The organism is Kitasatospora sp. NPDC088783 (assembly GCF_044750705.1).
In the GTDB taxonomy this organism is placed as follows: Bacteria; Actinomycetota; Actinomycetes; order Streptomycetales; family Streptomycetaceae; genus Kitasatospora; species Kitasatospora fiedleri.
Genome location: NZ_JBIVKJ010000007.1, coordinates 74645 through 99165, shown reverse-complemented (window position 1 = coordinate 99165; position 24521 = coordinate 74645). Strand labels below are relative to the sequence as shown.

At 73.6% G+C, this 24521-nt stretch carries 19 protein-coding genes and 3 tRNA genes; 1 reads left to right on the top strand and 21 read right to left on the bottom strand.

Annotated features, from left to right (window positions below; genetic code table 11):
- Positions 1 to 278: 278 nt before the first annotated feature.
- The 11 genes from leuS to ACIP60_RS20700 form a co-directional block, all read right to left on the bottom strand.
- Positions 279 to 3152 carry a leucine--tRNA ligase gene (gene leuS, locus ACIP60_RS20750; RefSeq protein ID WP_400686518.1) on the bottom strand — a complete coding sequence of 958 codons (2874 nt, stop codon included), beginning with the start codon at positions 3150 to 3152 and terminating at the stop codon, positions 279 to 281.
- Between the two features lie 282 nt (positions 3153 to 3434).
- Complete coding sequence (locus ACIP60_RS20745) at positions 3435 to 4727, bottom strand: hypothetical protein (RefSeq protein WP_400686516.1); 1293 nt, start codon at positions 4725 to 4727, stop codon at positions 3435 to 3437.
- 92 nt (positions 4728 to 4819) lie between these two features.
- Positions 4820 to 4892: transfer RNA gene (locus tag ACIP60_RS20740), tRNA-Ala, on the bottom strand.
- 263 nt (positions 4893 to 5155) lie between these two features.
- A tRNA-Ala gene (locus ACIP60_RS20735) sits at positions 5156 to 5228 on the bottom strand.
- Positions 5229 to 5266: 38 nt separating this feature from the next.
- Positions 5267 to 5339 (bottom strand) — tRNA-Ala (locus ACIP60_RS20730).
- A 108-nt stretch (positions 5340 to 5447) separates the two neighbouring features.
- On the bottom strand, positions 5448 to 6095 hold the full coding sequence (locus ACIP60_RS20725; RefSeq protein WP_400687008.1) for a histidine phosphatase family protein: 648 nt from the start codon (positions 6093 to 6095) through the stop codon (positions 5448 to 5450).
- Positions 6092 to 6529, bottom strand: a complete 438-nt coding sequence (gene rsfS / locus ACIP60_RS20720) for a ribosome silencing factor (RefSeq protein WP_100836116.1) — start codon at positions 6527 to 6529, stop codon at positions 6092 to 6094. Before rsfS ends, ACIP60_RS20725 begins: the two co-directional genes overlap by 4 nt.
- 147 nt (positions 6530 to 6676) lie before the next feature.
- Positions 6677 to 8836 (bottom strand): LytR C-terminal domain-containing protein, encoded by a 2160-nt coding sequence (locus ACIP60_RS20715; protein ID WP_400686513.1) that lies wholly within the window; start codon positions 8834 to 8836, stop codon positions 6677 to 6679.
- A gap of 19 nt (positions 8837 to 8855) precedes the next feature.
- Positions 8856 to 9683: a nicotinate-nucleotide adenylyltransferase gene (nadD, locus tag ACIP60_RS20710; protein WP_400686511.1), complete on the bottom strand. Its 828-nt coding sequence runs from the start codon at positions 9681 to 9683 to the stop codon at positions 8856 to 8858.
- Between the two features lie 126 nt (positions 9684 to 9809).
- Positions 9810 to 9959: a hypothetical protein gene (locus tag ACIP60_RS20705; protein ID WP_162870004.1), complete on the bottom strand. Its 150-nt coding sequence runs from the start codon at positions 9957 to 9959 to the stop codon at positions 9810 to 9812.
- Between the two features lie 361 nt (positions 9960 to 10320).
- Entirely contained in the window at positions 10321 to 10548 is a 228-nt protein-coding gene (locus tag ACIP60_RS20700; protein WP_100836119.1) for a hypothetical protein, read from the bottom strand.
- 294 nt (positions 10549 to 10842) lie between these two features.
- Here ACIP60_RS20700 and ACIP60_RS20695 point away from each other — a divergent pair, with 294 nt between their 5' ends.
- Positions 10843 to 11934, top strand: coding sequence for a M48 family metallopeptidase (locus ACIP60_RS20695; protein ID WP_400686508.1), 1092 nt, complete (start codon positions 10843 to 10845; stop codon positions 11932 to 11934).
- A 49-nt stretch (positions 11935 to 11983) separates the two neighbouring features.
- On the opposite strand, the gene ACIP60_RS20690 is transcribed toward ACIP60_RS20695, so the two are convergent.
- From ACIP60_RS20690 to ACIP60_RS20645, 10 genes are all read right to left on the bottom strand, one after another.
- On the bottom strand, positions 11984 to 13042 hold the full coding sequence (locus tag ACIP60_RS20690) for a hypothetical protein (RefSeq protein ID WP_400686506.1): 1059 nt from the start codon (positions 13040 to 13042) through the stop codon (positions 11984 to 11986).
- A gap of 85 nt (positions 13043 to 13127) precedes the next feature.
- Positions 13128 to 13766, bottom strand: a complete 639-nt coding sequence (locus ACIP60_RS20685) for a hypothetical protein (RefSeq protein ID WP_400686504.1) — start codon at positions 13764 to 13766, stop codon at positions 13128 to 13130.
- Between the two features lie 117 nt (positions 13767 to 13883).
- Positions 13884 to 15191 carry a glutamate-5-semialdehyde dehydrogenase gene (locus tag ACIP60_RS20680; RefSeq protein ID WP_100836123.1) on the bottom strand — a complete coding sequence of 436 codons (1308 nt, stop codon included), beginning with the start codon at positions 15189 to 15191 and terminating at the stop codon, positions 13884 to 13886.
- A gap of 188 nt (positions 15192 to 15379) precedes the next feature.
- On the bottom strand, positions 15380 to 15838 hold the full coding sequence (locus tag ACIP60_RS20675; RefSeq protein ID WP_400686502.1) for a hypothetical protein: 459 nt from the start codon (positions 15836 to 15838) through the stop codon (positions 15380 to 15382).
- 80 nt (positions 15839 to 15918) lie between these two features.
- Positions 15919 to 17055, bottom strand: coding sequence for a glutamate 5-kinase (gene proB, locus ACIP60_RS20670; RefSeq protein ID WP_400686500.1), 1137 nt, complete (start codon positions 17053 to 17055; stop codon positions 15919 to 15921).
- A 178-nt stretch (positions 17056 to 17233) separates the two neighbouring features.
- On the bottom strand, positions 17234 to 18694 hold the full coding sequence (gene obgE / locus ACIP60_RS20665; RefSeq protein WP_400686498.1) for a GTPase ObgE: 1461 nt from the start codon (positions 18692 to 18694) through the stop codon (positions 17234 to 17236).
- 102 nt (positions 18695 to 18796) lie between these two features.
- On the bottom strand, positions 18797 to 19054 hold the full coding sequence (rpmA, locus tag ACIP60_RS20660; RefSeq protein ID WP_030906548.1) for a 50S ribosomal protein L27: 258 nt from the start codon (positions 19052 to 19054) through the stop codon (positions 18797 to 18799).
- Between the two features lie 37 nt (positions 19055 to 19091).
- Entirely contained in the window at positions 19092 to 19409 is a 318-nt protein-coding gene (gene rplU, locus ACIP60_RS20655; protein WP_100836127.1) for a 50S ribosomal protein L21, read from the bottom strand.
- Positions 19410 to 19662: 253 nt separating this feature from the next.
- On the bottom strand, positions 19663 to 23310 hold the full coding sequence (locus ACIP60_RS20650) for a ribonuclease E/G (RefSeq protein ID WP_400686495.1): 3648 nt from the start codon (positions 23308 to 23310) through the stop codon (positions 19663 to 19665).
- A gap of 363 nt (positions 23311 to 23673) precedes the next feature.
- A complete protein-coding gene (locus ACIP60_RS20645; protein WP_400686493.1) occupies positions 23674 to 24447 on the bottom strand; it encodes a TIGR03936 family radical SAM-associated protein in 774 nt (257 codons plus the stop codon).
- Between the last annotated feature and the right edge of the window lie 74 nt (positions 24448 to 24521).

Genomic DNA, 24521 nt, shown 5'->3' with positions numbered 1-24521 from the left:
TCCCCCAAGCGATCTCCCTTACTCCCGGACGGTGTCCGCACCCTGCGGCCCAGGCCGGACCCGTTGCCCGGCCTGCATCCGAAGGCCGGGCCCGCAGGCCACCCACGAGGGCCGCACACGAAGAGCACACACGAAAACCACGCACGAAGAACGGAGCCACCTTGTTCGCACTTCTCCGGCTGCCGGCCCGCCCGTGCCCGTGGACGGCGAAGGGCCGGCCACCCCGCGGCGGGGGTGACCGGCCCGATCCGGCCGACAGCGGGTCGGCCCGGGTCTCGTCAGCCAGTGACGATGTTCACCAGCTTCGGCGCACGGGCGATGACCTTGCGCACCTCCGCGCCGCCGACGGCCGCGACCACGGCCGGGTCGGCCAGGGCCAGCGCCTCCAGCTCGGCGTCCGAGATCGACGGCGAGACCTCCAGGCGGGCCTTGACCTTGCCCTTGATCTGCACGACGCAGGTCACCGTCTCGTCGACCACGTACGCCGGGTCCGCGACCGGGTAGTCCGCGAAGGCCAGCGACTCCTCGTGGCCCAGGCGGCGCCACAGCTCCTCGGCGATGTGCGGCGCCAGCGGGGCGATCAGCAGGACGATCCGCTCGGCGACCGAACGCGGCGTGGAGCCGCGCTTCACCAGGAAGTTGTTCAGCTCGATGGCCTTGGCCACGGCGGTGTTGAACCGCATGCCGGCCATGTCGCCGCGGATGCCGTCGATCGCCTTGTGCAGCGCGCGCAGCGTCGCCTCGTCCGGCTCCTCCTCGGTCACCACCAGCTCGCCGGTGACCTCCGAGACGATGTTGCGCCACAGCCGCTGCAGGAAGCGGTAGGAGCCGATCACGGCCCGGGCGTCCCAGGGGCGGGAGACGTCCAGCGGGCCCATCGACATCTCGTACAGGCGCAGCGTGTCCGCGCCGTACTCGTCGGCGAACTCGTCCGGGGCGATCGCGTTCTTCAGCGACTTGCCCATCTTGCCCGCCTCGCGGCGGACCTGCTCGCCGTTCCAGAAGAACTCGTCGCCGATCTCCTCGACCTCGGCCGCGGGCACCGGGAAGCCCCGGTCGTCGCGGTAGACGTCGGCGGTGATCATGCCCTGGTTGAACAGCTTGTGGAACGGCTCGACCGAGGAGACGTAGCCCAGGTCGTGCAGCACCTTGTGCCAGAACCGGGCGTACAGCAGGTGCAGCACCGCGTGCTCGGCGCCGCCGACGTACAGGTCGACGCCACCGGCCGGCTTCTCGGCGGTCGGGCCCATCCAGTAGGACTCGTTGGCCGGGTCGACCACCGCGGAGGAGTTGACCGGGTCGACGTAGCGCAGCTCGTACCAGCACGAGCCCGCCCAGTTGGGCATGGTGTTGGTCTCGCGGCGGTAGGTCTTGACGCCGTCGCCCAGGTCCAGTTCGACGTTGACCCAGTCCTCGTTGCGGGACAGCGGGGTCTTCGGCGAGGAGGTGGCGTCGTCGGGGTCGTAGGTGTGCGGCGAGTAGTCGTCCACCTGGGGAACCTCGACCGGCAGCATCGACTCGGGCAGCGCGTGCATCGCGCCGGTCTCGTCGTAGACGATCGGGAAGGGCTCGCCCCAGTACCGCTGGCGGCTGAACAGCCAGTCGCGCAGGCGGTAGTTGACGGTGCCTTCGCCGATGCCCCGCTCGCCCAGCCAGGCGGTGACGCGGGCCTTGGCGTCGACCACGGACAGGCCGTTCAGCGACAGGCCGTCGCGCTCGGAGTTGACCAGCACCGAGTCGTAGGTGTCGAAGGCGTCGTCCCAGGTGTGCGGGTCCTCGCCGCGGCCGTCGGTCGGCCGCACGACGCAGCGCATCGGCAGGTTGAACGCCTGCGCGAAGGCGAAGTCGCGGCTGTCGTGCGCCGGGACGGCCATGATCGCACCGGTGCCGTAGCCCATCAGCACGTAGTCGGCGATGAACACCGGGATCTGCTCGCCGCTGACCGGGTTGACCGCGAAGGCGCCGGTGAACACGCCGGACTTCACCTTGGCGTCGGCCTGGCGCTCCACGTCGGACTTGGCGGCGGCCGCCGCCCGGTACGCGGCGACGGCGTCGGCCGGGCGGGCGGCGCCGCCGGTCCACTCGTCGCGGGTGCCGGCCGGCCACTCGGCGGGGACGATCGTGTCGACCAGGGCGTGCTCGGGGGCCAGCACCATGTAGGTGGCGCCGAACAGGGTGTCGGGGCGGGTGGTGAAGACGGTGACGGTGTCGCCGCCGACCGCGAAGTCCACCCGGGCGCCCTCGGAGCGGCCGATCCAGTTGCGCTGCTGCAGCTTGATCGCCTCGGGCCAGTCCAGCAGGTCCAGGTCGTTGATCAGGCGGTCCGCGTAGGCGGTGATGCGCATCATCCACTGGCGCAGGTTCGACTTGAACACCGGGAAGTTGCCGCGCTCGGAGCGGCCGTCCGCGGTGACCTCCTCGTTGGCCAGCACGGTGCCCAGGCCGGGGCACCAGTTGACCGGCACCTCCTTGGAGTAGGCCAGCCGGTACTCGCCCAGCACCTCGTCGCGCTCGACGCCGGACAGTTCGGCCCAGGCGCGGCCACCCGGCACCTCGCGCTCGCCGGACTCGAACTCGGCGACCAGCTCGGCGATCGGACGGGCCTTGCCGGCGGCCTCGTCGTACCAGGAGTTGAAAATCTGCAGGAAGATCCACTGGGTCCAGCGGTAGTACTCGGGGTCGATCGTGGAGATCGACCGGCGCGAGTCGTGGCCCAGGCCCAGCCGGCGCAGCTGCTGGCGCATGTTGGCGATGTTGTCCTCGGTGGACACCCGCGGGTGCACGCCGTGCTGCACCGCGTACTGCTCGGCGGGCAGGCCGAAGGCGTCGTAGCCCAGGGTGTGCAGGACGTTGTGCCCGTTCATCCGCTGGAAGCGGGCGTAGACGTCGGTGGCGATGTAGCCCAGCGGGTGGCCGACGTGCAGGCCCGAGCCCGACGGGTACGGGAACATGTCCATGATGAAGCTGTGGGGCTTCGCGGCGACGGGCGAGCCGTCGGCCAGCGGGCCGGTCGGGTTGGGGGCGTTGAACGTCCCCTCCTTCTCCCACAGGTCCTGCCAGCGGGACTCGATCTCGGCGGCCAGCGCGGCGCCGTAGCGGAAAGGCTCGGTGGCGGCTTCGGCCGCGCCGGAAGCGGGGGTCGTCTCGCTCATGGTCCTTCAGGCTCCATCGTCATCAGTCAGCGAACAGGCCGTAGAAAGCAGAAAACCCCTCCGCAGGAGGGGACGCCACGCCGACTCCGGCCTTCAAGCCGGTCCTGGTCAGCGCGGCCGGCTAAGAAGCAGGCGCACAGTTCGCATGGGCTCAGGGTACCGCACCCCTTCAACCCGCTTTCGCGCCGCCGCGTCAATCCCCCGGCCGCGCACCCCGGCCCGCCGCGTCCCCACCGGCCGCACGCCCCGGCCCCGCGGTCCGGCGCCCCGAGCCGCCTGCGGCTACGCCTCCGCGCGCATCGCGGTGTCGAAGTCCCGCAGGGCCCGGGCCACCCGTGCCGACTGCATGCCGGCCGCGAGCAGTCGCGCCCGCTCCGCGGTCCGCTCCGCCTCCGCCCGCTCCCCGGTGCGGCGGTAGGAGTCGGCGAGGCGCACCATCAGCAGCGCCTTGGCCCGGGCCCGCTCCACCGAGAGCGAGCCGATCGCGGTGAGCAGCAGGCCGCGCGCCTGCTCGTGCTCGCCGAGCAGCAGGTACCCCTCGCCGACCATCCCCTCCAGGTCGGCCCGCTCCTGCACGTGCTCCGTCGCGTCCGCCAGCACCCGGAACGCCAGCTCGGCGACCGCCTCCGCGCTGATCTGCTCCCCCTTGCGGCCGTGCGCCCGGGAGATCCGACCCAGTTGCAGGGCGCGTTCCCGGGGCGTCAGCACGCCGTCGGCGGCGCGCAGCGCGGTGGAGAGCATCGCCACCGGGTCCAGCCCCCGCCCGCCGGAGTTGTACGTCGCCTGGACGGCGAGGCAGCCGACCACGCCGACGCCGAGCCGCGGGTCGCCGGAGACGTGCGCGGCCCGCAGCGCGGCGACGAAGGCCCGCTGCGCGGCGGCGTCGTTGCCCATGTCGTAGTTGGCCCAGCCCACCAGCCGGGCCAGCCGGCTGGCTGCCCCGTAGAGTTCGCGGCCGAGCGCCTCGTCGTAGCTGCCGAGCTCCAACAGCTTTCCCACCATGGCGAGTTCGGCCTTGGCGAGGTCGAGGATCAGGCCGCCGCCGTAGGTGCGCTCCAGCCGCTGCTTGGATTCGTAGGACAGCCGCAGGTCGGCCAGCTGCTCCGGGGCGATCCGCAGCGCCCCCTCCCCGCCGGTGACCGACGGCGGCGGGGAGGCCCAGTGCCGGGCCGCCTGTTCCAGTTCGTCGCCGCGGAACAGGTCGGTCAGGCGCACCGGGGCGCCGTCGGCGCCCGCCTCGCGGAGTGCGGTCTGGGCGGTGTCGGCGGTCCACGGGTCGGTCAGCAGCCGAGGCGAGAGCATCTTGGCGCCCCGATGGGAGCCCATCTGCCCCCAGAGCTGCTCGTAGGTGACGGCGATGCCGACGCTGCGGCCCAGCACCTCGCAGACGGTCTGGTCGTGCGGCGAGCGCGGCACCATGCCCCGGTCCCGCCACTTGTACGGCGCGGTGGAACTGATCGCCAGGCCGGCCGGGAGCACCGCGTTCACCTCGCGGGCCAGCCGCTCCGGGCTCCAACCGAGCTGGTGGAGTATCCGGGCGAGCTCGTCGTTCCGTTTTCGCACCAGGTCGGCCATGCCACGACGGTAGCGGCCCCGCGCACCGCCCGGCAGGGGAGTCCCGTGAACGACCGAAGGCCGCCCCTCTCGGGACGGCCTCCGGACTGCTGTGGAGCTAAGGAGAATCGAACTCCTGACCTATTGCATGCCATGCAATCGCTCTACCAACTGAGCTATAGCCCCATGCTGTTACCGCTGTCACCTGCGGTTTCCCTCGGCGACATCGACAACTCTACACGGTCGACGCCCCCGGCCCTAATCCGTTCCGACGCTCCCGCGACAGCCCCGGCCGGCCCCTCCCCCGCCTCCTCCCCCGACCCCGGCCCGCCCTCCGGACCCAGCTCCGGGCCCAACTCCAGGCCCGGCCCCGCCCTCAGCCCCGAGCCGAGCCTCGGAAACGCCGAAGGCCGCCACCCTGTTCGGGCAGCGGCCTCGCGGAACTGCTGTGGAGCTAAGGAGAATCGAACTCCTGACCTATTGCATGCCATGCAATCGCTCTACCAACTGAGCTATAGCCCCGCGACACTGACGACCACTCACGGACCACCGGTGCGGAGTGGAGCTAAGGAGAATCGAACTCCTGACCTATTGCATGCCATGCAATCGCTCTACCAACTGAGCTATAGCCCCGCAGTTCCGCGACTCCCGCCCCCGGTTTCCCGTCTGCGTTCCTCGCTGCGAACGAGGAAGACTCTAGCTGGTCAGAGCCGGAACTGTGAAATCCGGGTCAAGCGGCCGTCAGGTCTCGTCGCCGATGACCGGCTGCGGCAGCGTTCCCGCGTTGTGCTCCAGCAGCCGCCAGCCGCGCGTGTCCTGGCCGAGCACCGACCAGCAGCAGTTGGAGAGACCGCCGAAGCGCTCCCACAGCCGCGGCTCCAGGCCCAGCATCCGGCCGATCATGGTGCGGATGGTGCCGCCGTGGCTGACCACCACCAGGGTGCCGCCCTCCGGCAGCTTGTCCACCGCGTCGAGCACCACCGGGACGGCCCGGTCGGCCACCTCGGTGGCCAGCTCGCCGCCGCCGCGGCGCACCTGCTCGCCGTTCGCCCACGCCGCGTACTGCTCCGGGTACCGGGCCCGGATCTCGGCGTTGGTGAGCCCCTGCCACTCCCCCGCGTAGGTCTCCCGCAGGCCCTCGTGGTGGTGCACCTCGAGGCCGGTGAGCCCGGCGAGCTCGGCGGCGGTGCGCCGGGCCCGCTGCAGGTCGGAGGAGATCAGCAGGTCGGGCCGGAGCCCGGCGAGCAGCCGGGCCGCCCGCTGGGCCTGGAAGACGCCCTGGTCGGTGAGCTCGATGTCCGTCGTCCCCTGGAACCGCGATTCGAGGTTCCAGGAGGTCTGGCCGTGCCGCCAGAAGACGATGCGCGGCCAGACCGCCGGGCGGCTCAGAGGTCGCCCCCGGAGACGGCGTTGCCGGCGGCGTCGGTGACGGCGTTCTCCGGCCGGTTCCGGGTGGCCAGCGCGTCCTCGGGGAGCGGCAGCTCGGGGCAGTCCTTCCACAGGCGGTCGAGCGAGTAGAAGGAGCGCTCCTCGGAGTGCTGGACATGCACCACGATGTCCAGGTAGTCGAGCAGGATCCAGCGGCCCTCGCGCTCGCCCTCCCGGCGCACCGGCTTGATGTCGAGCTTCTCGCGCAGCTGGTCCTCGATCTCCTCGGCGATCGATCGCACCTGGCGGTCGTTGGCGGCGGAGGCGATCAGGAAGGCGTCGGTGATCGACAGCACCTCGCTGACGTCGAAGGCGATGATGTCGTGCGCCAGCTTGTCGGCCGCCGCCTGTGCGGCGACGGTGATCAGTTCCTGGCTTCGGTCGGTGACGGTCACGTTGCTCTTCCGGCTCGGCTGTGGGGATACCCTCCCAGGATCTCACGAACGCGACGGAGCCCCCGAGCGTTTTCCGCCCGGGGGCTCCGACCCCGCCTCAACGGCGCCTCGACGGCACCCCGGCCGCCCCCGCGCGGCCGCCCCCGCTCACTGCGTCTTCTGGGACGGCGGCTGGTAGTCCTTGCCGACCACCAGCACCAGGTCCGCGTTCTGCGCGTCGGTGACCTTCTTCACCGCGGAGTCCGGCAGACCCATGCTGGTGGCCAGGGTGAGGGCCGCCGACTGCTTGGCGTCGTCGGTGTAGCGGATCTCGGAGGTCGCCTGCTCGGTGGCCTTGGCGCTGGACGGCAGCGCGTCCATGCCCGCGTTGATCACCGCGACCTGCGCGGCGGCCACCGAGGTCTCACTGCCGGAGGCGTTGACCACGGTGACGCGGGTGGAACCGCCGGTGCCCTTGGCGCTGCCGATGGCACCGCCGAGGATCTCCTTCACCTGCTTGCCCGCGGTGGCGTCGTCCAGGGTGCCGTCGGGCTTGGTGGTGAGCACGGCGGTGGACAGGTGCCCAGCCTTCGCCTGCTTGGCCAGGTTGACCAGCACGCCGGCCAGCGCGCTCTCGGGGAGCGACGGGTCGGGGACCATGTTCATCCGGTGCACGTCGTCGGTGGCCTCCGCCATGGTGGTCGGCATGGCGTTGATCACCCCGGCCATCACCTGGCCGAACCGGGCGAGTTGGGCGTCCGGGGTCTCACCGGGCGCCTGCAGGGTCGCGTAGGCGACGGCGGCGTGCCCGCTCAGCAGGACGTCCTTGCCCGCCGGGGCGAGCACCTTGCCGTCCGCCTTGTTCCCCTCGCGCACCTCGGCGTTGGTGTCCACCTTGACGCCGCCGAGCTGGGTGACCAGCAGCAGCAGGTAGGGGGTGTCCAGCCGCCAGGTGCCGGCCACCTTGGCGCCGAGCACCGCGGAGAGGCCGTCGCGGGTGGCGGAGGCGCCGAGCTCCGACGGGGCCTTGCTCATCGTCGTGGTGGCGGAGGCGCCGTTGCTGGGCAGTTGCAGGGCGTCCGGCAGCAGCAGCACGGTGGCCTTCCTGCCGCCCTCGTCGTCGACCAGCAGGGCGGTGGTGATCTTGCCCTGCGGGTCGTACAGGTGCACCACGTTGACGTACCGGCCGCCGACCGCCGCGGCCGCGTCGTCCCCGCCGCCGAGCTTCCCGCTCCACCACAGGTAGCCCACCGTGCCGGACGCCAGCACCGCCACGACCACCAGCAGCGAGACCAGCCGGTTGCGCAGCCGCCGCCGGCGCTCGGCCCGTACTTCGCTGCGCGACTCGGCGAACTTCAGCCAGTCGATCGCGTCCTCGGACTCCTCCGTCTGCTCGTCGACGAAGCTGAACTCGCCCGTGGTGTACGAGTCCCCGCCCTTGGCCTGCGCCCGGGCCGCCGCCGCCCGGCCACCGACCAGCTCGGACGGCTCCTCCGCCGACGCAGCCGTTCCGGTCGACCCGACCGACCCGACCGACCCGGCCGAGCCCGCCGCCCCCGGACGCGTCCGCGGCGGCACCACCCCGGCGGCGGCCGGCCCCGCCACCGGGCTCACCGGCGGCACCCCGCGCCCGGCCGCACGCCCGGCCGCACGCTCGGACCCGGGCCCGGAAGCCTGTCCGGGCACCTGCCCGGGGGCCTGCGTCGCGGTCGACTGCGGGGAGCGCCCCGACTCGGGCTGCTGCTGCCCGTAGGAGGGGTCGTAGGGCTGCTGCCCGTACGCGTCCCCGCCCTGCTGACCGCCGCCCTGCCGCGGGTCGTCGAACTGCCCCTGGTAGCCGCCCTGTTCGAATCCCTGCGGCTCATATCCGCCCTGCCCGTAACCGGGGGACTGCTCGTAGCCCTGACCCGGGTACCCGGACTGCCCGTAGCCGCCCTGCCCGTACCCGGACTGCTCGTACCCGCCCTGGTCGTAGCCCTGCGCCGGGTACCCGGGCGCGGCGGCCTGCTGCCCGCCGTCGCCGTATTCGCCGTACGGGACCTGCGGGTACCCCCCGGGCTGCTGGTACTGGCTACCGCCGTACTGGTCGTACTGACCGCCCTGCCCGTACGGCTGCTGCTGCGGCGGCTGTACCTGCTGCCCGTACGGCTGCTGCTCGTAGCCCTCGTACCCCTGCTGCTCGTAGCCCTGCTGCTCGTAGCCCTGCTGCGGGTAGTACCCGGGCTGCTGCTGTTGCGGCGACGGCGGCTGCTGCTGGGGGTGGGGGTGGGGCGGGCGGGGCTGGGGGTGCTGGCCGAACCAGTTCTGGTCGTCGGACGTTCCGGTCACGTCGTCCCTCCCGGGGGCATCAAGGCCGGGCCGACGCGTACAGCGCCCGCTTGTGGATGTATCGGACCACGCCGTCCGGCACCAGGTACCAGATGGGTTCGCCCTTGGCGACGCGCACCCGGCAGTCGGTGGAGGAGATGGCGAGTGCGGGCACCTCGACCAGCGAGACGCCGCCGACCGGCAGGCCGGTGTCGGAGAGAGTATGGCCCGGCCTGGTGCAGCCGATGAAGTGCGCGAGGTCGAAGAGTTCCTCGGAGGAGCGCCAGGAGATGATCTGGGCGAGGGCGTCGGCGCCGGTGATGAAGAAGAGCTCGGCGTCGGGGTGGAGGCCGCGCAGCTCGCGCAGGGTGTCGACGGTGTAGGTGGGGCCGTTGCGGTCGATGTCGATCCGGCTGACCGAGAACTGGGGGTTCTCGGCGGTGGCGATCACCGTCATCAGGTAGCGGTCCTCGGCCGGGGAGACCTGGCGGTCGGACTTCTGCCAGGGCTTCCCGGTGGGGACGAAGATCACCTCGTCCAGCTGGAAGGCGCTCGCCACCTCGCTGGCGGCGACCAGGTGGCCGTGGTGGATGGGGTCGAAGGTGCCGCCCATCACGCCCAGCCGCCGCCTGCGCGGAGCGTCTCCCGGCACCCGTGCGTCCACAGCCGGTGCGTCCACGGCCGGTGCGCTCACGGGCGGCGTGTCCACGGGCGACGCGCCCGCGGCCGGGGCGCCCGCAGCCGGTGTGCCCACGGCCGGAGCGTTCGTCGCGGGAGCGTCCACCGCCGGAGCGTCAGCTGCCGGGGTGCCTGGCGCGGAGGTGCCCGGCGCCACGTTCGTCCCGGAGGTCTCGACCTGCTCTCTCATGGCGCCACACCTTACGCGACCCGGATGTCCCGGGGATTCCGCCCGTCGACGGGCCCCGGCCGCACCGCGCTCCGCCACCCCGGGGGCCGCGGACGCGCGGCGGACGGGGCGGCGGTGCGACCGGGGTCAGCGGTCGCGGTTGAAGCGGGTGGTGATGAACAGCAGGAGCAGCAGGATGAACAGCGCCGCGCCACCCGTCAGCAGGGGGTTGAGGCTGTCGTGGTTACCGCCCTCCTCGGCGAGGTGGACGATGGCGGGCAGGGCAGCAGGGCTCATGATCGGCGGGACCTTCTCGGCTCGGTGTGAGGACCAGGCGGTCACGGACCGTACGGCCCGCGCGCTCATCGTACGGGGGCCCGACACGCAACCGCGCGGCGGCCCACCGCGTCTGACCACCCGTGAACCGTCGTCCGGTCGGCGACGCGACGCCCGCACCGGGAACGGGCGTCCACAAGGCCCGGCACCCACGGCCCGCCCGGCGCTCCGACCAGCCTTCCGACCGGTCTTCCGACAGCCCCGACGACCCGGGCGGCCCGACGGCCCGGGCCCGAACCCGGCGCCGGGGCAGTCCGGTCAGCCCAAAGCCAGGACGGCCCAAAGCCAGGTCGGCCCAAGGCCAGGTCGGCCCAAGGTCAGATCAGCTCAGGTCGTCGGCCGTGCGCCCGGTCGCCCCGGTCCGCTCGGCCTCGCCGGCGGACTCACGGGCCGCGTCGCGCTTCGCGCCGTCGCGGTTCGCCCGGGCCAGCGCCCACACCATCAGGCCGACTCCGACGAAGGAGGCGATCAGGATGAACCGCAGGAACAGACCGGGGCCGTTCTCGGTGGAGATCGGTCCGGCGAGCTGGACCAGGTCGGCAGAGGTCATCACGGGGCTCCTTGTTCGGTACGGCAGAGCCAGCGTAGTCCCGTTTACCGCCGCCCCGGCCCGGCACCCCCGGAGTGTCCCCGAGCGGACGGGCAGCGGCCAGGCCACGGGCGGGGAGCGGCCGGGACGCGGCCGGGAAGCGGCCGGGAAGGCCCGTCCCCGCCCTCACCGGCCGCGGCGCGGACGGCGTAGCGTGACCGCGGGGACGAGTACGGACACACCGACGTTGAAGTGGAAAGCAGCGGGGGCCGGCCACAGGTGCCGGTGCCGGCGTCGATCCAGGAGAGGTACTCAATGACCGACATGACCAAGGGTTCCGCACCGAGCCGCCGCCGCCAGCGCTTCCCGGACATCTCCACCCGGGCCTGGGAGCACCCGGCGGACCGCTCGGGGCTGGTGGCGCTGCGCAAGCTCTCCGGTTTCGACGACATCCTGAAGAAGCTGGCCGGCCTGGTGTCGGAGCGCAGCGTGCGCCTGCTGTTCCTGGCCACCGCGGTCAAGACGTCGGAGCGTCAGTTCCCGGAGCTGTACGACATGGTCCGCGACGCCGCGTACGTGCTGGACCTGGAGAAGGTCCCGGAGCTGTACGTCTCCCAGGACCCGAAGGTCAACGCGTACTGCATCGGCATGGAGACCCCGGTGATCGTGGTCACCACCGGGCTGGTCGAGCTGATGGACGAGGAGGAGCTGCGGGCGGTGATCGGCCACGAGGTCGGCCACGCGATGTCCGGGCACGCCGTCTACCAGACGATGCTGATGATCCTCACCAACCTGGCGGCCCGGATCGGCTGGATACCGCTGGGCAACCTGGCGATCACCGCGCTGATCACCGCGCTCAAGGAGTGGTTCCGCAAGGCCGAGCTGTCCAGCGACCGGGCCGGCCTGCTGGCCGGTCAGGACCTGCAGGCGTCGATGCGGTCGCTGATGAAGCTGGCCGGCGGCGCGCACCTGGCGGAGATGAACGTGGACGCGTTCCTGGAGCAGGCCGCGGAGTACGACAAGGCCGGTGACCTGCGCGACAGCGTGCTGAAGCTGCTCCAGGTGCTGCCGCAGTCCCACCCCTTCGCGGTGACCCGGGTGGCCCAGCTGAAGAAGTGGGCGGAGAGCGAGGAGTACCGCTCGATCCTGGCCGGGGCGTACCCGCGCCGCGGCGACGACCCGGAGACCACGGTCGGCGCGCAGTGGAAGGCCGCCGCCGAGTCGTACTCGCAGTCGGTGAAGGAGAGCAAGGACCCGCTGATGGGCCTGCTGCGCGACCTGGGCAACGGCGTCGGCACGGTCGGCGGCAAGCTCCGCGACACCTTCGCGGGCGCCGGCCGCGGCAACGGCAGCGGCAGCGGCAGCGGCACCAAGGACAGCACCAAGGACGGCGAGCCGCAGGACTGACCGGACCGATCCGACGACCGCCCGGCCGAACCCTCGCGCACCGGCCGGTTCAGCCGGTGATCGGCCCGAGCACTCCGCAGGACTGCCAGGCCGGCCGCCCGTGGTCGGTCGGGTCGACGACCGGCGGGGTGCTCGGGCGGACGCCCGCCGCAGTGGCCAGGATCGGCTGCAGGTAGTCGCTCTGCCCGGCCGCGCAGGAGCTGGGCCCGGCCTGCACGGCGGCGTCGACCACCCGCAGCCGGCCGATGTCCAGGTCGGCCCGGTCGATGTCGATGCGCACCGCCCGGCGCACCGCGTACAGGGTGACCGACGGGTCGCTGGTGGTGCCGGCCGGGCGCAGCGCGTACACCAGGGTGTGGTCGGTGGTGACCTGCAGGGTGTCGCTGTCGAGCTCGCCGATGTGGATGCTGCCGGCGGCCTTGACGGTGTCGGTGGCCAGCGCGACCTGCCCGGGGTCGAAGCGGACCATCCAGCCGGTGGCGTCGTGGTGCTGGTCGTCCCGGGGCGAGTTCGTGCTGTCGTCGTACTGGGCGAGTTCGCCGGCCGTGAGCAGGTTGCGGACCTGCGCGGTCTCGTTGGCGGTCAGGGTGGCCGGGTTCAGCTCGGAGGCCACCAGGTAGTGCTGGACGGAGTCCAGGGCCCGCTGCACCTGGGAGCCGGTGAAGTGGGCGGTGGCGGTGGCGGTCGGCAGCCCGAGCCCGGCCGGGCCGTCGGCGTACCCGGCGGGCAGCCCGGCGAACGGGTCGGCGTGGTCGGCGGCCGCGGTGACCGCCCCGGCCGGGGCGAGCGGGGTGAGGCTGACGCTCAGCTGGGTGCCGCTGGGCGGGGCGACCTCCCCGCGCGGGGAGCTGATCCCGAAGTAGACGGCCGCGGCGAACGCCAGCGCGACGACCAGCAACAGGGCGATGGCCTGCCGGGGCACGGCCAGCCAGCCCCAGCCGCGCGGCCGGGTGGCCCGGCCCGGGGCGCCCGACAGCCGCTCCTGCGCGGACAGCTCCTGGATCCGGGCAGCCCGGACGAACGATTCGTCGAAGACGACGGACCGGAACTCGTCATCGTTGGAACCACCCTCGGGCGTGCCCCCAGGAGGCTCGCGCGGGTCACCCATGACACCAGGGTAGACTCGCGGGCCGCTCGCGACGAGGGGGCGCGGGTAACGGGCGCGCGACGGCGCGTGACGCCCCTGAGGGGCGTCAGCCCACCGGGACGGCGGCCACCGCGGACGGCTGCACCGGTACCGCGGACGGGACGCCCCCGGACGAGGCGGTCCCGGACGGGGCGCCGCTGTCCTTGGGCTGGCTGCTGCTGCCGCTGGCCGGCCGGGCCGGCGAGTCCTGCCCGGCCCCGCCGACGCCCCGGTACACCGCGGCGACCGACAGCGCGACCAGGCCGACGCCCATCACCAGGGCCAGCACCCAGGCCACCGGCCGGTGCCAGCGCTGCTGGGCGACCGTACCGCCGCGCAGCGGGTCGAAGGCGCGGACCCGGGAGCGGCGGGTGCGCCGTTCCTGCCGGTCGCACCCGGACCACGGGTCGGGGTAGAAGCGGTCCTCGTCGAGTCCGCCGGGCAGCGGGCGCAGCTCCAGCGGCAGCGCCTCGCTCCCGCCGGCGAACTCGGCGGATTCGGTGAACTCGTGGCTCCGGGCCGCACCGGCCTGTTCCGGTTCGAGCCGGGCCTCGGCGGCGGCGAGCTGCCGCTCCCGGGCGCTCGGCTCGTGCACGGCGGCGGAGCGGACGAAGCTCTCGTCGAAGACCACGGTGGCGAACTCGTCGTCCGCACCACCGTGGTCGGCGCCGTCGGAGTACGGCGAGCCCCCCACATCCTCAGCCACGGATTCAATGTATTACCGGCCGGGGCTTTTGTCTGTGGGTCCGGCCGATCGGGTCCGGACGGGCTACGGCATTCGGCCGCGCGGGCCCCCACCGCCCCGCACGCCCCTGCCGCGGGTTCAGCCGCCGACGGTCTGCCGGGCCTCGCCGCGCACGTGCCCGTCGCCGGTGACGATGTACTTGGTGCTGGTCAGTTCCGGCAGGCCCATCGGGCCGCGGGCGTGCAGCTTCTGGGTGGAGATGCCGATCTCCGCGCCGAAGCCGAACTCGCCGCCGTCGGTGAACCGGGTCGAGGCGTTGACGGCCACCGTGGTGGAGTCGACGAGCTGGGTGAAGCGGCGGGCGGCCGGCTGCGAGCCGGTGACGATCGCCTCGGTGTGGCCCGAGGAGTAGCGGCGGATGTGCTCCACCGCGGCCTCCAGCGAGGGCACCACGGCGGCGGCCAGGTCCAACGACAGGTACTCGGTCCCCCAGTCCTCCTCGGTCGCCGGGACGGCCGTCACCCCGGTGCCCTCGGCGGCCTTGAGCACCGCGTCGTCGCCGTGCACGGTGACGCCGGCCCCGGCCAGCGCGGCCAGCGCGAGCGGCAGGAAGGCGTCCGCGACGTCCTGGTGCACCAGCAGGGTCTCGGCCGAGTTGCAGACGCTCACCCGCTGCGCCTTGGAGTTCAGCAGCACGCCGACGGCCATCGCCAGGTCGGCCTGGGCGTCCACGTACACGTGGCAGTTGCCGGTGCCGGTCTCGATCACCGGGACGGTCGAGCCCTCGACCACGGTGCGGATCAGCGAGGCGCCGCCGCGCGGGATCAGCACGTCGACCAGGCCGCGGGCGCGCATCAGCTCCTGCACCGACTCGCGGCTCTCGCCCGGCACCAGCTGGATCACGTCGGCCGGCAGGCCCGCGCCGGCCACCGCCGCGCGCAGCACCTCCACCAGCGCGGTGTTGGAGCGGTACGCGGAGCCCGAGCCGCGCAGCAGCACCGCGTTGCCGGACTTCAGGCAGAGCGCGGCGGCGTCCACCGTGACGTTCGGCCGGGCCTCGTAGATGATGCCGACCACGCCCAGCGGGACGCGGACCTGGCGCACGTCGAGGCCGTTGGGCAGGGTGTAGCCGCGGACCACCTCGCCCACCGGGTCGGGCAGGCCGACCACGCTGCGGACGTCGGCGGCGATCGCGGCGATCCGCTCCCCGGTCAGCGTCAGCCGGTCAATCACCGACTCGGCGGTGCCGGCCGCGCGGGCCCGCTCGACGTCCTCCGCGTTGGCGGCGGTGATCTCGTCGGCCCGCTCGACCAGCGCGTCCGCGATCGCCAGCAGCGCGGCGTCCTTCACCGAGCGCGGCACTGGCGCGAGGGCGGCGGCCGCCTCCCGGGCACGGCGCGCGGCGGCGAGGACGGGGCTGTCGGCGGTGGCGGTGAGATCGCTCATGCCGCAAAGCCTAGCGAGCCGACCGCCCCGTTCCGGCGCGCATTTCGCCCGCTGAGACGCCCGGCCCGGGAGCACGCCCCCGGTCGACCGCCCGGAAGCACGGCACGGACCACGGCCGGGGAGCACGACCGGGGAGGACGGCCGGGGAGCACGGCCGGGGAGCACGACCGGAAGCCGCCCGCCGGGGGTCAGTACGGGTGCACCCCGCCGAGCTGCGGCGGCGGGGCCCCGAAGCCCTCCGCGACCCGCTTGTGGTACGTCGGGCGGTCCACCACCTCCAGGCCGACGATCTCCCAGGCCGGGAGCTTCGCGCTGGCCTTGTGCTCGCCCCACAGCCGCAGCGCGATCGCCGCCGCGTCGTGCAGGTCCCGCGCCTCCTCCCAGTAGCGGACCTCGGCGTGGTCCGCGGCGTAGCGGGCGGTCAGGAAGAACGAGTGGTCGTGCGCCAGTTTCTCCAGTGCCGTCCGCAGTTCCGGCAGCGGTGTCGCCGCGCCCGCCACGCTCAGCACCACGTGCCACATCCGGGCCTGCTCGCGCGGAGCCTCCCGCGGGGCCTCCCGCTGCTCGACGTCCCGGCCGCCCTCGATGCTGGTGAGCCGCCGCTCGGGCCTCTGCCCCGGCAGCGCTTCCTCCCGCCTGCGAACCACCGGCGGCCTCCCATTCAGCGTGTCGCGCGGACCCCCCGGCCCGCTGCTCCCACCCCCCGTACCGGCCCCGCCGCCCGCGCTCAGCCGCGCAGCACGACCAGGTCGTCGCGGTGGACGACCTCGCGTTCGTACGCGGCACCGAGCTCCTGGGCCAGTTCTCGGGTGGACCGGCCGAGCAGACGGGGCAACTCCCTCGCATCAAAGTTGACCAGTCCGCGGGCGACGATGTGACCGTTTTCGCCAAGAAGGTCGACCGGATCACCCGCGGCGAACTCGCCCTCCACCCGGGTCACCCCGGCCGGCAGCAGGGACTTCCCGCCGTGCACGACGGCCGCCACCGCCCCGTCGTCCAGGGTCAGCGAGCCGCGCGGGGAGGAGGCGTGCTCCAGCCAGAGCAGCCGGTCGGCGGAGCGGCTGCCGGTGCGCCGGAACAGCGTGCCGGTGGGCCGGCCGGCCAGCGCGTCGGCCGCCTGGCTGGCCGCCGTCAGCACCACCGGGATGCCCGCGCCGGTGGCGATCCGGGCCGCCTCGACCTTGGTGACCATGCCGCCGGTGCCGACGCCCGCCTTGCCGGCGCTGCCGACCTCGACGCCCGCCAGGTCCTCCGGGCCGCGCACCAGCTCGATCCGGCTGGTGCCGGGCTTGGCCGGGTCGCCGTCGTACAGGCCGTCCACGTCGGAGAGCAGCACCAGCAGGTCGGCCCGGACCAGGTGGGCCACCAGCGCGGCCAGCCGGTCGTTGTCGCCGAACCTGATCTCGGCGGTGGCCACCGTGTCGTTCTCGTTGACGATCGGCATCGCGCCCATCGTCAGCAGCTGCTCCAGCGTCCGGTAGGCGTTGCGGTAGTGGGCCCGGCGGCTGGCGTCCTCGGCGGTCAGCAGCACCTGCCCGACCCGCACCCCGTAGCGCGCGAAGGAGGCCGTGTACCGGGCCACCAGCAGCCCCTGGCCGACGCTGGCCGCGGCCTGCTGCCGGGCCAGGTCCTTGGGGCGCCTCTCCAGGCCGAGCGGGGCCAGGCCGGCCGCGATCGCGCCGGAGGAGACCAGCACCAGCTCCGGCGCGTCCGGGCGGCGGCGCAGCTTGGCCAGCGCGTCGACCAGGGCGTCCACCCGGTCCGCGTCGAGTCCGCCGGCGGCGGTGGTCAGCGAGGAGGAGCCGACCTTCACCACGATCCGCCGCGCCGAGACGACCTCCTCGCGGAGCAGCTGATCCACCATCAGTCCGACCTTCCGACGCGCCCTGTGTACGTCCGCAATCTAGCGAGCCGGATTGCGGGTCACGAAATCGCGACGAGGCGTGAGACGTCCGGGCGGCGCCCCGGCGCGGGGCCGGGCCCGGAAAGCGCGGACGGGGGCGCGGGCGGTCCGCCCGCGCCCCCGTCGTGCGGGTACGCCCCTACTGGTCGAGCTGCTCGCGGCCGGAGGAGAGCGCCTCGAACTCCAGGTACTCCTGCTCCGCCGAGTCCCGGCCGCGCTGCCGCTCGCGGCGGCGGTCGACGGCCGGGCGCTGGGTCTCCATCCGGTGGTCCTCGCCGCGCCGGCCGAGCATCTCGGCGCCGGCCGCCATGGTGGGCTCCCAGTCGAAGACGACCGCGTTCTCCTCGGGGCCGATGATGACGGTGTCGCCCTCCTGGGCGCCGATCTTCCACAGCTCCTGCTCGACGCCGAGCCGGGCCAGCCGGTCGGCGAGGTAGCCGACCGCCTCGTCGTTGGCGAAGTCGGTCTGCCGGACCCAGCGTTCGGGCTTGCCGCCGCGGATCCGGTAGGCGCCGTCCTCCTCCTCGATGGTGAAGCCGGCGTCGTCGACGGCGGTGGGCCGGATGACGATCCGGGTGTTCTCCTGGACCGGCTTGGCGGCGCGCGCGGCGGCGACGATCTCGGCCAGCGCGAAGGAGAGTTCGCGCAGGCCCTTGTGGGCGAGCGCGGAGACCTCGAACACCCGGTAGCCGCGCTCCTCCAGCGAGGCGCGGGTCAGGTCGGCGATGTCCTGGCCGTCCGGGACGTCGACCTTGTTGAGCGCGACCAGCCGCGGCCGGTCCTCCAGGCCGCCGTACTGGGCGAGTTCGTCCTCGATGGTCTCCAGGTCGGTGAGCGGGTCGCGGCCCGGCTCCAGGGTGGCGCAGTCCAGGACGTGCACCAGCACCTCGCAGCGCTCGACGTGCCGCAGGAACTCCAGGCCCAGGCCCTTGCCCTGGCTGGCGCCGGGGATCAGGCCGGGCACGTCGGCGATCGTGTAGACGGTCTCGCCGGCGGTCACCACGCCGAGGTTGGGGACGAGGGTGGTGAACGGGTAGTCGGCGATCTTCGGCTTGGCGGCGGAGAGCACCGAGATCAGCGAGGACTTGCCGGCGCTCGGGTAGCCGACCAGCGCGACGTCGGCGACGGACTTCAGCTCCATCACGATGTCGCGGGCCTCGCCGGGCTCGCCGAGCAGCGCGAAGCCGGGGGCCTTGCGGCGGGCGGAGGCCAGCGCCGCGTTGCCCAGGCCGCCGCGGCCGCCCTGGGCGGCGACGAAGCTGGTGCCGGGGCCGACCAGGTCGGCCAGCACGTTCCCCTTGCGGTCGAGCACGACGGTACCGTCCGGGACGGGCAGCACGATGTCCGGGCCGACCGCGCCGGTGCGGTGACCGCCCGCACCGGGCTTGCCGTTGGTGGCCTTGCGCTTGGGCGAGTGGTGGTACTCGAGGAGCGTGGTGACCTGCGGGTCCACGACCAGGATGACCGAGCCGCCCTCGCCGCCGTTGCCCCCGTCGGGGCCGCCCAGCGGCTTGAACTTCTCCCGGTGCACGGAGGCGCAGCCGTGGCCCCCGTTACCCGCGGCGACGTGCAGTTCGACGCGGTCCACGAAGGTGGTCATGAGGTGTGCCTCCCGGGCGAAAAGAAAAGGGTGTCCTGCGGTAAAGCAGAAGGGTGGGCCCGGATCATCCCGGCCCACCCTTCACAGCGAGTCTGTACGGACTCAGGCCTCGACGGCCACGATGTTGACGACCTTGCGGCCGCGACGGTTGCCGAACTCCACGGCACCGGCGGTCAGCGCGAACAGCGTGTCGTCGCCGCCACGGCCGACGTTGGCGCCCGGGTGGAAGTGGGTGCCGCGCTGGCGGACGATGATCTCGCCGGCGGAGACGACCTGACCGCCGAAGCGCTTCACGCCGAGGCGCTGGGCGTTCGAGTCACGACCGTTGCGAGTGGAACTCGCACCCTTCTTGTGTGCCATCTGGCTATCCCCTTTCTAGGAAGACCGCAGGAAGTGGTTACTTGCTGACCGAGTCGATGCTGGTGATGCGCACCGCGGTGTGCTTCTGGCGGTGGCCCTGACGACGGCGGTAGCCGGTCTTGTTCTTGTAGCGCAGGATGACGATCTTGTCGCCCTTGGTGTGGTCTACGACCTCGGCGTGCGCCTTCACGCCACCGAGCACCCACGGGTCGGAGGTGATGGACTCACCGTCGACGACGAGGATGGTCGAGAGCTCGACCGAGTCACCCGGCTTGGCGTCGATACGGTCGATCTCCAGCACGTCGCCCACGGCGACCTTGTGCTGGCGGCCGCCGGCGCGAACGATCGCGTACATGCGGTACCTGCTTTCCTAACTCGGTCGGAACTCCGGATGCCAGCCGCCTGGGTATGGACACAAGCGGCCTCCCCCGGAAACGCCGGAAGCGGCGTCCACCCGGGAGGTGAGGTGCTCTGGAGCGCGGCGTCAACACGCCGATGGTCAAGGATACGGACCGGCCCATCCGAAGACAAACCGGGACGTGCGGAGGGGCCGGGAGCGGCGCGTCGGCGCTGCTCCCGGCCCCCGTGGGCTCACTCCGCGGCCGGGCTCACTCCGCGGCGCCGTCGCCCTCGGCGGCGGCGGCCTTCTTGGCCGCCGTGGTCCGCTTGGTGGCGGTCTTGCGGGCGGTCGTCTTCTTGGCGGCCGTGGCGGTGGTCTTCTTCGCCGCGGTCTTCTTGGCCGCCGTGGTCTTCTTGGCGGCGGTCCCGGTCGCGGTCTTGGCCGCGGTCTTCCGGGGGGCCCGCTTCTTCGGCGCGGCCTCCTCGGCCGGCTCCTCGACGGGCTGCTCGGTGTCGACCTCGACGGTGACCTCGGCCCCGGGCTCCACCGCGGCGACGGCCTCGGCCGCCACCTCCGCGGCCGTCCCGGCGACCTCGACGGCCGACTGCTGCTCGGCGGCCGACCTCTCGGCGGCGCTCAGCGCGGCCTCCATCGCGGCCTCGGCGCGGGCCTGCAGGACCACGATCTCGGCCTCGCCGGACGCCCCGGCCGGAGCGGTGGCCTTGCGCACCGCGCGGCGCCGGGTGCGCCCGCCCGCCGCGGGGGCGGCCGACGGGATCTCCACCGGGCCGGGCTTCTCCTCGACGACGGCCCGAGCGGCCTCGGCGGCCCGCACCGGCTCGGTGTCGGCGGCACCGGTCCCGACGATCTCGGTGTCGGCGAACACGTCGACCGGCTCCAGCTCCTCGACCACGTCCAGGACGGTCTCCGCGGCCTCGACCGCCTCGGCGACCTCGGCGGACTCGACCGACCCGAGGCCCTCGACCGCGTCGGCCTCCGCGCCGCCGGCCCCGCCACGGCCCCGGCGGCGGCGCTTGCCGCCGCCCTCGCCGGTGCCGGAGGCGATGGTGTGCGAGCCCTGGTGGCCGTGGCCGGGCTGGTCCATGTGGACGATCACGCCGCGGCCGTTGCAGTGCACGCAGGGCTCGGAGAAGGACTCCAGCAGGCCCTGGCCGACCCGCTTGCGGGTCATCTGGACCAGGCCGAGCGAGGTGACCTCGGCGACCTGGTGCTTGGTGCGGTCCCGGCCCAGGCACTCCAGCAGGCGGCGCAGCACCAGGTCCCGGTTGGACTCCAGCACCATGTCGATGAAGTCGATCACGATGATGCCGCCGAGGTCGCGCAGCCGCAGCTGGCGGACGATCTCCTCGGCCGCCTCGATGTTGTTGCGGGTGACGGTCTCCTCGAGGTTGCCGCCCTGGCCGACGAACTTGCCGGTGTTGACGTCGATGACGACCATCGCCTCGGTCCGGTCGATCACCAGCGAGCCGCCGGAGGGCAGCCAGACCTTGCGGTCCAGCGCCTTCATCAGCTGCTCGTCGATCCGGTAGGTGGCGAACACGTCGACGTCCGAGGTCCAGCGCTGCAGGCGCTCGGTGAGGTCGGGGGCGACGTTGGTGACGTAGTCGTGGATGGTGTTCCAGGCTTCGGAGCCGCTGACGATGACCTTGGTGAAGTCCTCGTTGAAGATGTCGCGGACCACCCGGACGGTCATGTCGGGCTCGCCGTACAGCAGCGCCGGGGCGTTGCCGGTGGCGGCCTTCTTCTGGATCTCCTCCCACTGCTGCTGGAGGCGCTGGACGTCGCGGGTGAGCTCGTCCTCGGAGGCGCCCTCGGCGGCGGTGCGCACGATCACGCCCGCGTCGTCCGGGACGATCTTCTTGAGGATCTGCTTGAGGCGGGCCCGCTCGTTCTCCGGCAGCTTGCGGGAGATGCCGGTCATCGAGCCCTCGGGCACGTACACCAGGTAGCGGCCGGGCAGCGAGATCTGGCTGGTCAGCCGGGCGCCCTTGTGGCCGATCGGGTCCTTGGAGACCTGCACCAGCACGGACTGGCCGGACTTCAGCACCGACTCGATCCGGCGCGGGCCGCCGTGGCCGCCGAGCGCGCCGAAGTTGACCTCGCCCGCGTACAGCACGGCGTTGCGGCCCTTGCCGATGTCGACGAACGCGGCCTCCATGGACGGCAGCACGTTCTGCACCTTGCCCAGGTACACGTTGCCGACGTAGCTGGTGGCCTGCTCCTTGTTGACGTAGTGCTCGACCAGCACGCCGTCCTCGAGCACGCCGATCTGGGTGCGGGCGCCGTTCTGGCGGACCACCATGACCCGCTCGACGGACTCCCGGCGGGCCAGGAACTCGGCCTCGGTGATGATCGGGACGCGGCGGCGGCCCAGCTCGCGGCCCTCGCGGCGGCGCTGCTTCTTGGCCTCCAGGCGGGTGGAGCCCTTGATGGACTGCACCTCGTCCGGGTCGAACGCGGGCTCCGCAGAGCGGCGGCGCGGCTCGCGCACCTTCACCACGGTGCGCACGCCGTCCTCGCTGGTCTCCGGCTGGTCGGTGCCCTCACCGCTGCGGCGGCGACGGCGACGGCGGCGGCGCGAGGAGGACAGGCCGGCGGCCAGGTCGTCCTCCTGGTCGTCCTCGGCCTCGTCGTGGTCGTCGCCCGCGTCGGGGCCCTGGTGGGCGGCGTCCTCGGCCCCGGTCTCGGCGCTCTCGGCCTCGACCGACTCGGGCGCGTCCTCGGCGTCACCGCGACGGCGGCGACGGCCACCGCGACGGCGGCGGCGGGACGGGCGGTCGTCTTCCCACTCGGCGTCCTGCTCGGGGCCGGCGGCGGGCGCCTCGACCTCGGCGGGGGCCTCGACCGGGGCGGCGGGGGCCGCGGGGGCGGCCGGAGCGGCCGGAGCAGCGGCCCTGGCGGGCTGCTGGGCGGCCTTCGCGGGCTTGGCCGACTGCTGGACGCGCACCGCGGTGCGGACCCGGCGGCGGCGGCCGACGCCGCTGTACTCGAACTCCTCCTCGGACGCCCGCTCCTCCTCGACCGCGGCGGCCGGAGCCGGCTCGGCGGCCTTGGCGGCGGTGGTCCTGGCGGCGGTGCTCTTGGCCGCGGCGGCCTTGGCGGCGGGCGCGGGGGCGGTGAAGGGCTCGGGCTCCTGGAACACCGGCGCCTGGAAGATCGCGGTGGACGGGCGGACGGCCCGGCGGCGGGCGCGCGGCGGCTCGGCCTCGACGACCGGCTCGGGCTCCGCGACTGCCTCGACCGGGGCCTCCGCCTCGGCCTCCGGCTCCTCCTCGGCGACCGGCTCGGCCTCGGGCGCGGGCTCGACGGCCGGCTCCTCGGCCGCCACCGGCGACTGCACCGGCGCGGAGGCGCGCTTGCGGGTGCGTCGGGCGCGGGCCGGCTTCTCCTCGGCCACCGGCTCGGCGGCGGGCTCGTCGGCGGCCGGGGCCTCGACGGCGGGAGCCTCAGCGGGCACCTCGACCGCGGCGGGGGCCTCCGGCGCACCGGCCGGAGCCTCGGCACGCTTGCGGGTACGGCGGGCGCGCACCGGCTTCTCCTCCGCCACCGGCTCGGCGGCGGGAGCCTCGGCGGGCACCTCGGGCGCGGCCTCGACCGCGGCGGGAGCCTCCGGCGCACCGGCCGGAGCCTCGGCACGCTTGCGGGTACGGCGGGCGCGCACCGGCTTCTCCTCCGCCACCGGCTCGGCGGCGGGAGCCTCGGCCCCGGCGGCCGCCGGGGCGGCGGGGGCCGCCACCACGGTCCCGGCGCCCTCGCTCGCGGCACCCTGCGGGGAGCCGGCCGGGCGGGACACCGCTCGGCGGCGGCGGCGCGGCGGCGCCGCGGCGGTGCCGTCGGCCCCGTTGTCGTCGTTGTTGTCGGCCGCAGCGGACTGCGGTTCGGTGTTTTCGAGCATGCGGGTGTGTCTCCCGTCAGGCCCCCGGGCTCCGCGTCCTGGCACGACGCTCCACCGCGTTCACCAGCCGGACGCCGCTTCGGGCGGTCCGGCTCCCACGGTGCCGTCGTGCGGACGTGAGACCGCACAGGGGCTCGTAGTCTCGCTCAACCCCCCGCGGGACGCGGGGAGTCGAAAAGTCTTCTGGTCTGACCAGTTCTTCTCAGTTTTCAAGGGCCGGGCCGCAAGGACGGCCGGGCCTGCGCGCGACGACGCTCGCTCCCCTGGGGAGCCGCGGGGGCCGGGGAGCCACAGGCCCGGAGTTCTCTCCGTGCCTGCGCTCCCGCCCACTCGGCGGACGGCGGTTGCGCGCGGCGGGGCGGCCTACCGGCCGACCTCGGCCGCGGCGCGGTCGAGCGCCAGCGGGTCGGTCACCGTGCCGGTCTGCTCGTCGAGCGGCCCCTGCGCCAGCCTGGTCACCTCTACGGGGACCGGCGGCGCGAGGTCGGCCGTCGAACGGAGACCGGACAATACGTCGTCGGGTCGTACGGCGGGTGTGGCGTGTCGTACTACCAGCCGCAGTATCGCACAGGGAACGCCCGCGCGAACATCGTCCGCACCGTCCGTGGCCGTGTTGTCACCGATCCCGACCAGGGGGGAGCCCTCGGGGACGGTTTCGATCGCGGCGACGGCGGCGCGCGCGTCGAAGGTGCGCAGGCCGTTCTTGGTCATCCGCTGGACCTCGACCGCCTCGGCGGCCAGGAACACGGCGGCGGCCTTCTCGGCCTCGGCGGGCTCCACGCCGGGCAGGCGCAGCAGCCACTCGGAGGCTTCCAGGCGCTCCACGAAGTTGCCGGTGGCGACCTCGACCGCGTCGGTGACGTCCAGGCCGGGCGGCAGCGACTCGTCCAGTTGGCGGCGGAGCGCCTCCGGGTCGCGGCGCTCGGCGAGGCCGATCTCCAGGTACTCGGCCTCGCTGGCGGTGCCGGTCGGGGCGGCGTTGGCGTAGGAGACCTTGGGGTGCGGGGTGAAGCCCGCGGAGTAGGCCATCGGGACGGCCGAGCGGCGGAGCGCGCGCTCGAACGCCCGCTGGAAGTCCCGGTGGCTGGTGAAGCGCAGACGGCCGCGCTTGGTGTAGCGGAGACGGATGCGCTGCACCGTCGGCGCGGGCGGCGGACCGTCGGGCGTGCGGCGTGCCAGGGGGCTCAGTCCTTCGTCAGTTGTCCCCGTCC

Excerpts from the sequence above, each read along its gene's own strand:
- ACIP60_RS20700 (WP_100836119.1), bottom strand. The coding sequence starts at position 10,548 with ATGACCTCTGCCGACCTGGTCCAGCTCGCCGGACCGATCTCCACCGAG.
- proB (WP_400686500.1), bottom strand. The coding sequence starts at position 17,055 with ATGGTGGATCAGCTGCTCCGCGAGGAGGTCGTCTCGGCGCGGCGGATC.
- ACIP60_RS20690 (WP_400686506.1), bottom strand. The coding sequence starts at position 13,042 with ATGGGTGACCCGCGCGAGCCTCCTGGGGGCACGCCCGAGGGTGGTTCC.
- obgE (WP_400686498.1), bottom strand. The coding sequence starts at position 18,694 with ATGACCACCTTCGTGGACCGCGTCGAACTGCACGTCGCCGCGGGTAAC.
- ACIP60_RS20680 (WP_100836123.1), bottom strand. The coding sequence starts at position 15,191 with ATGAGCGATCTCACCGCCACCGCCGACAGCCCCGTCCTCGCCGCCGCG.
- ACIP60_RS20745 (WP_400686516.1), bottom strand. The coding sequence starts at position 4,727 with ATGGCCGACCTGGTGCGAAAACGGAACGACGAGCTCGCCCGGATACTC.
- ACIP60_RS20695 (WP_400686508.1), top strand. The coding sequence starts at position 10,843 with ATGACCGACATGACCAAGGGTTCCGCACCGAGCCGCCGCCGCCAGCGC.
- rpmA (WP_030906548.1), bottom strand. The coding sequence starts at position 19,054 with ATGGCACACAAGAAGGGTGCGAGTTCCACTCGCAACGGTCGTGACTCG.
- leuS (WP_400686518.1), bottom strand. The coding sequence starts at position 3,152 with ATGAGCGAGACGACCCCCGCTTCCGGCGCGGCCGAAGCCGCCACCGAG.
- ACIP60_RS20705 (WP_162870004.1), bottom strand. The coding sequence starts at position 9,959 with ATGAGCCCTGCTGCCCTGCCCGCCATCGTCCACCTCGCCGAGGAGGGC.
- nadD (WP_400686511.1), bottom strand. The coding sequence starts at position 9,683 with ATGAGAGAGCAGGTCGAGACCTCCGGGACGAACGTGGCGCCGGGCACC.
- rplU (WP_100836127.1), bottom strand. The coding sequence starts at position 19,409 with ATGTACGCGATCGTTCGCGCCGGCGGCCGCCAGCACAAGGTCGCCGTG.
- ACIP60_RS20650 (WP_400686495.1), bottom strand. The coding sequence starts at position 23,310 with ATGCTCGAAAACACCGAACCGCAGTCCGCTGCGGCCGACAACAACGAC.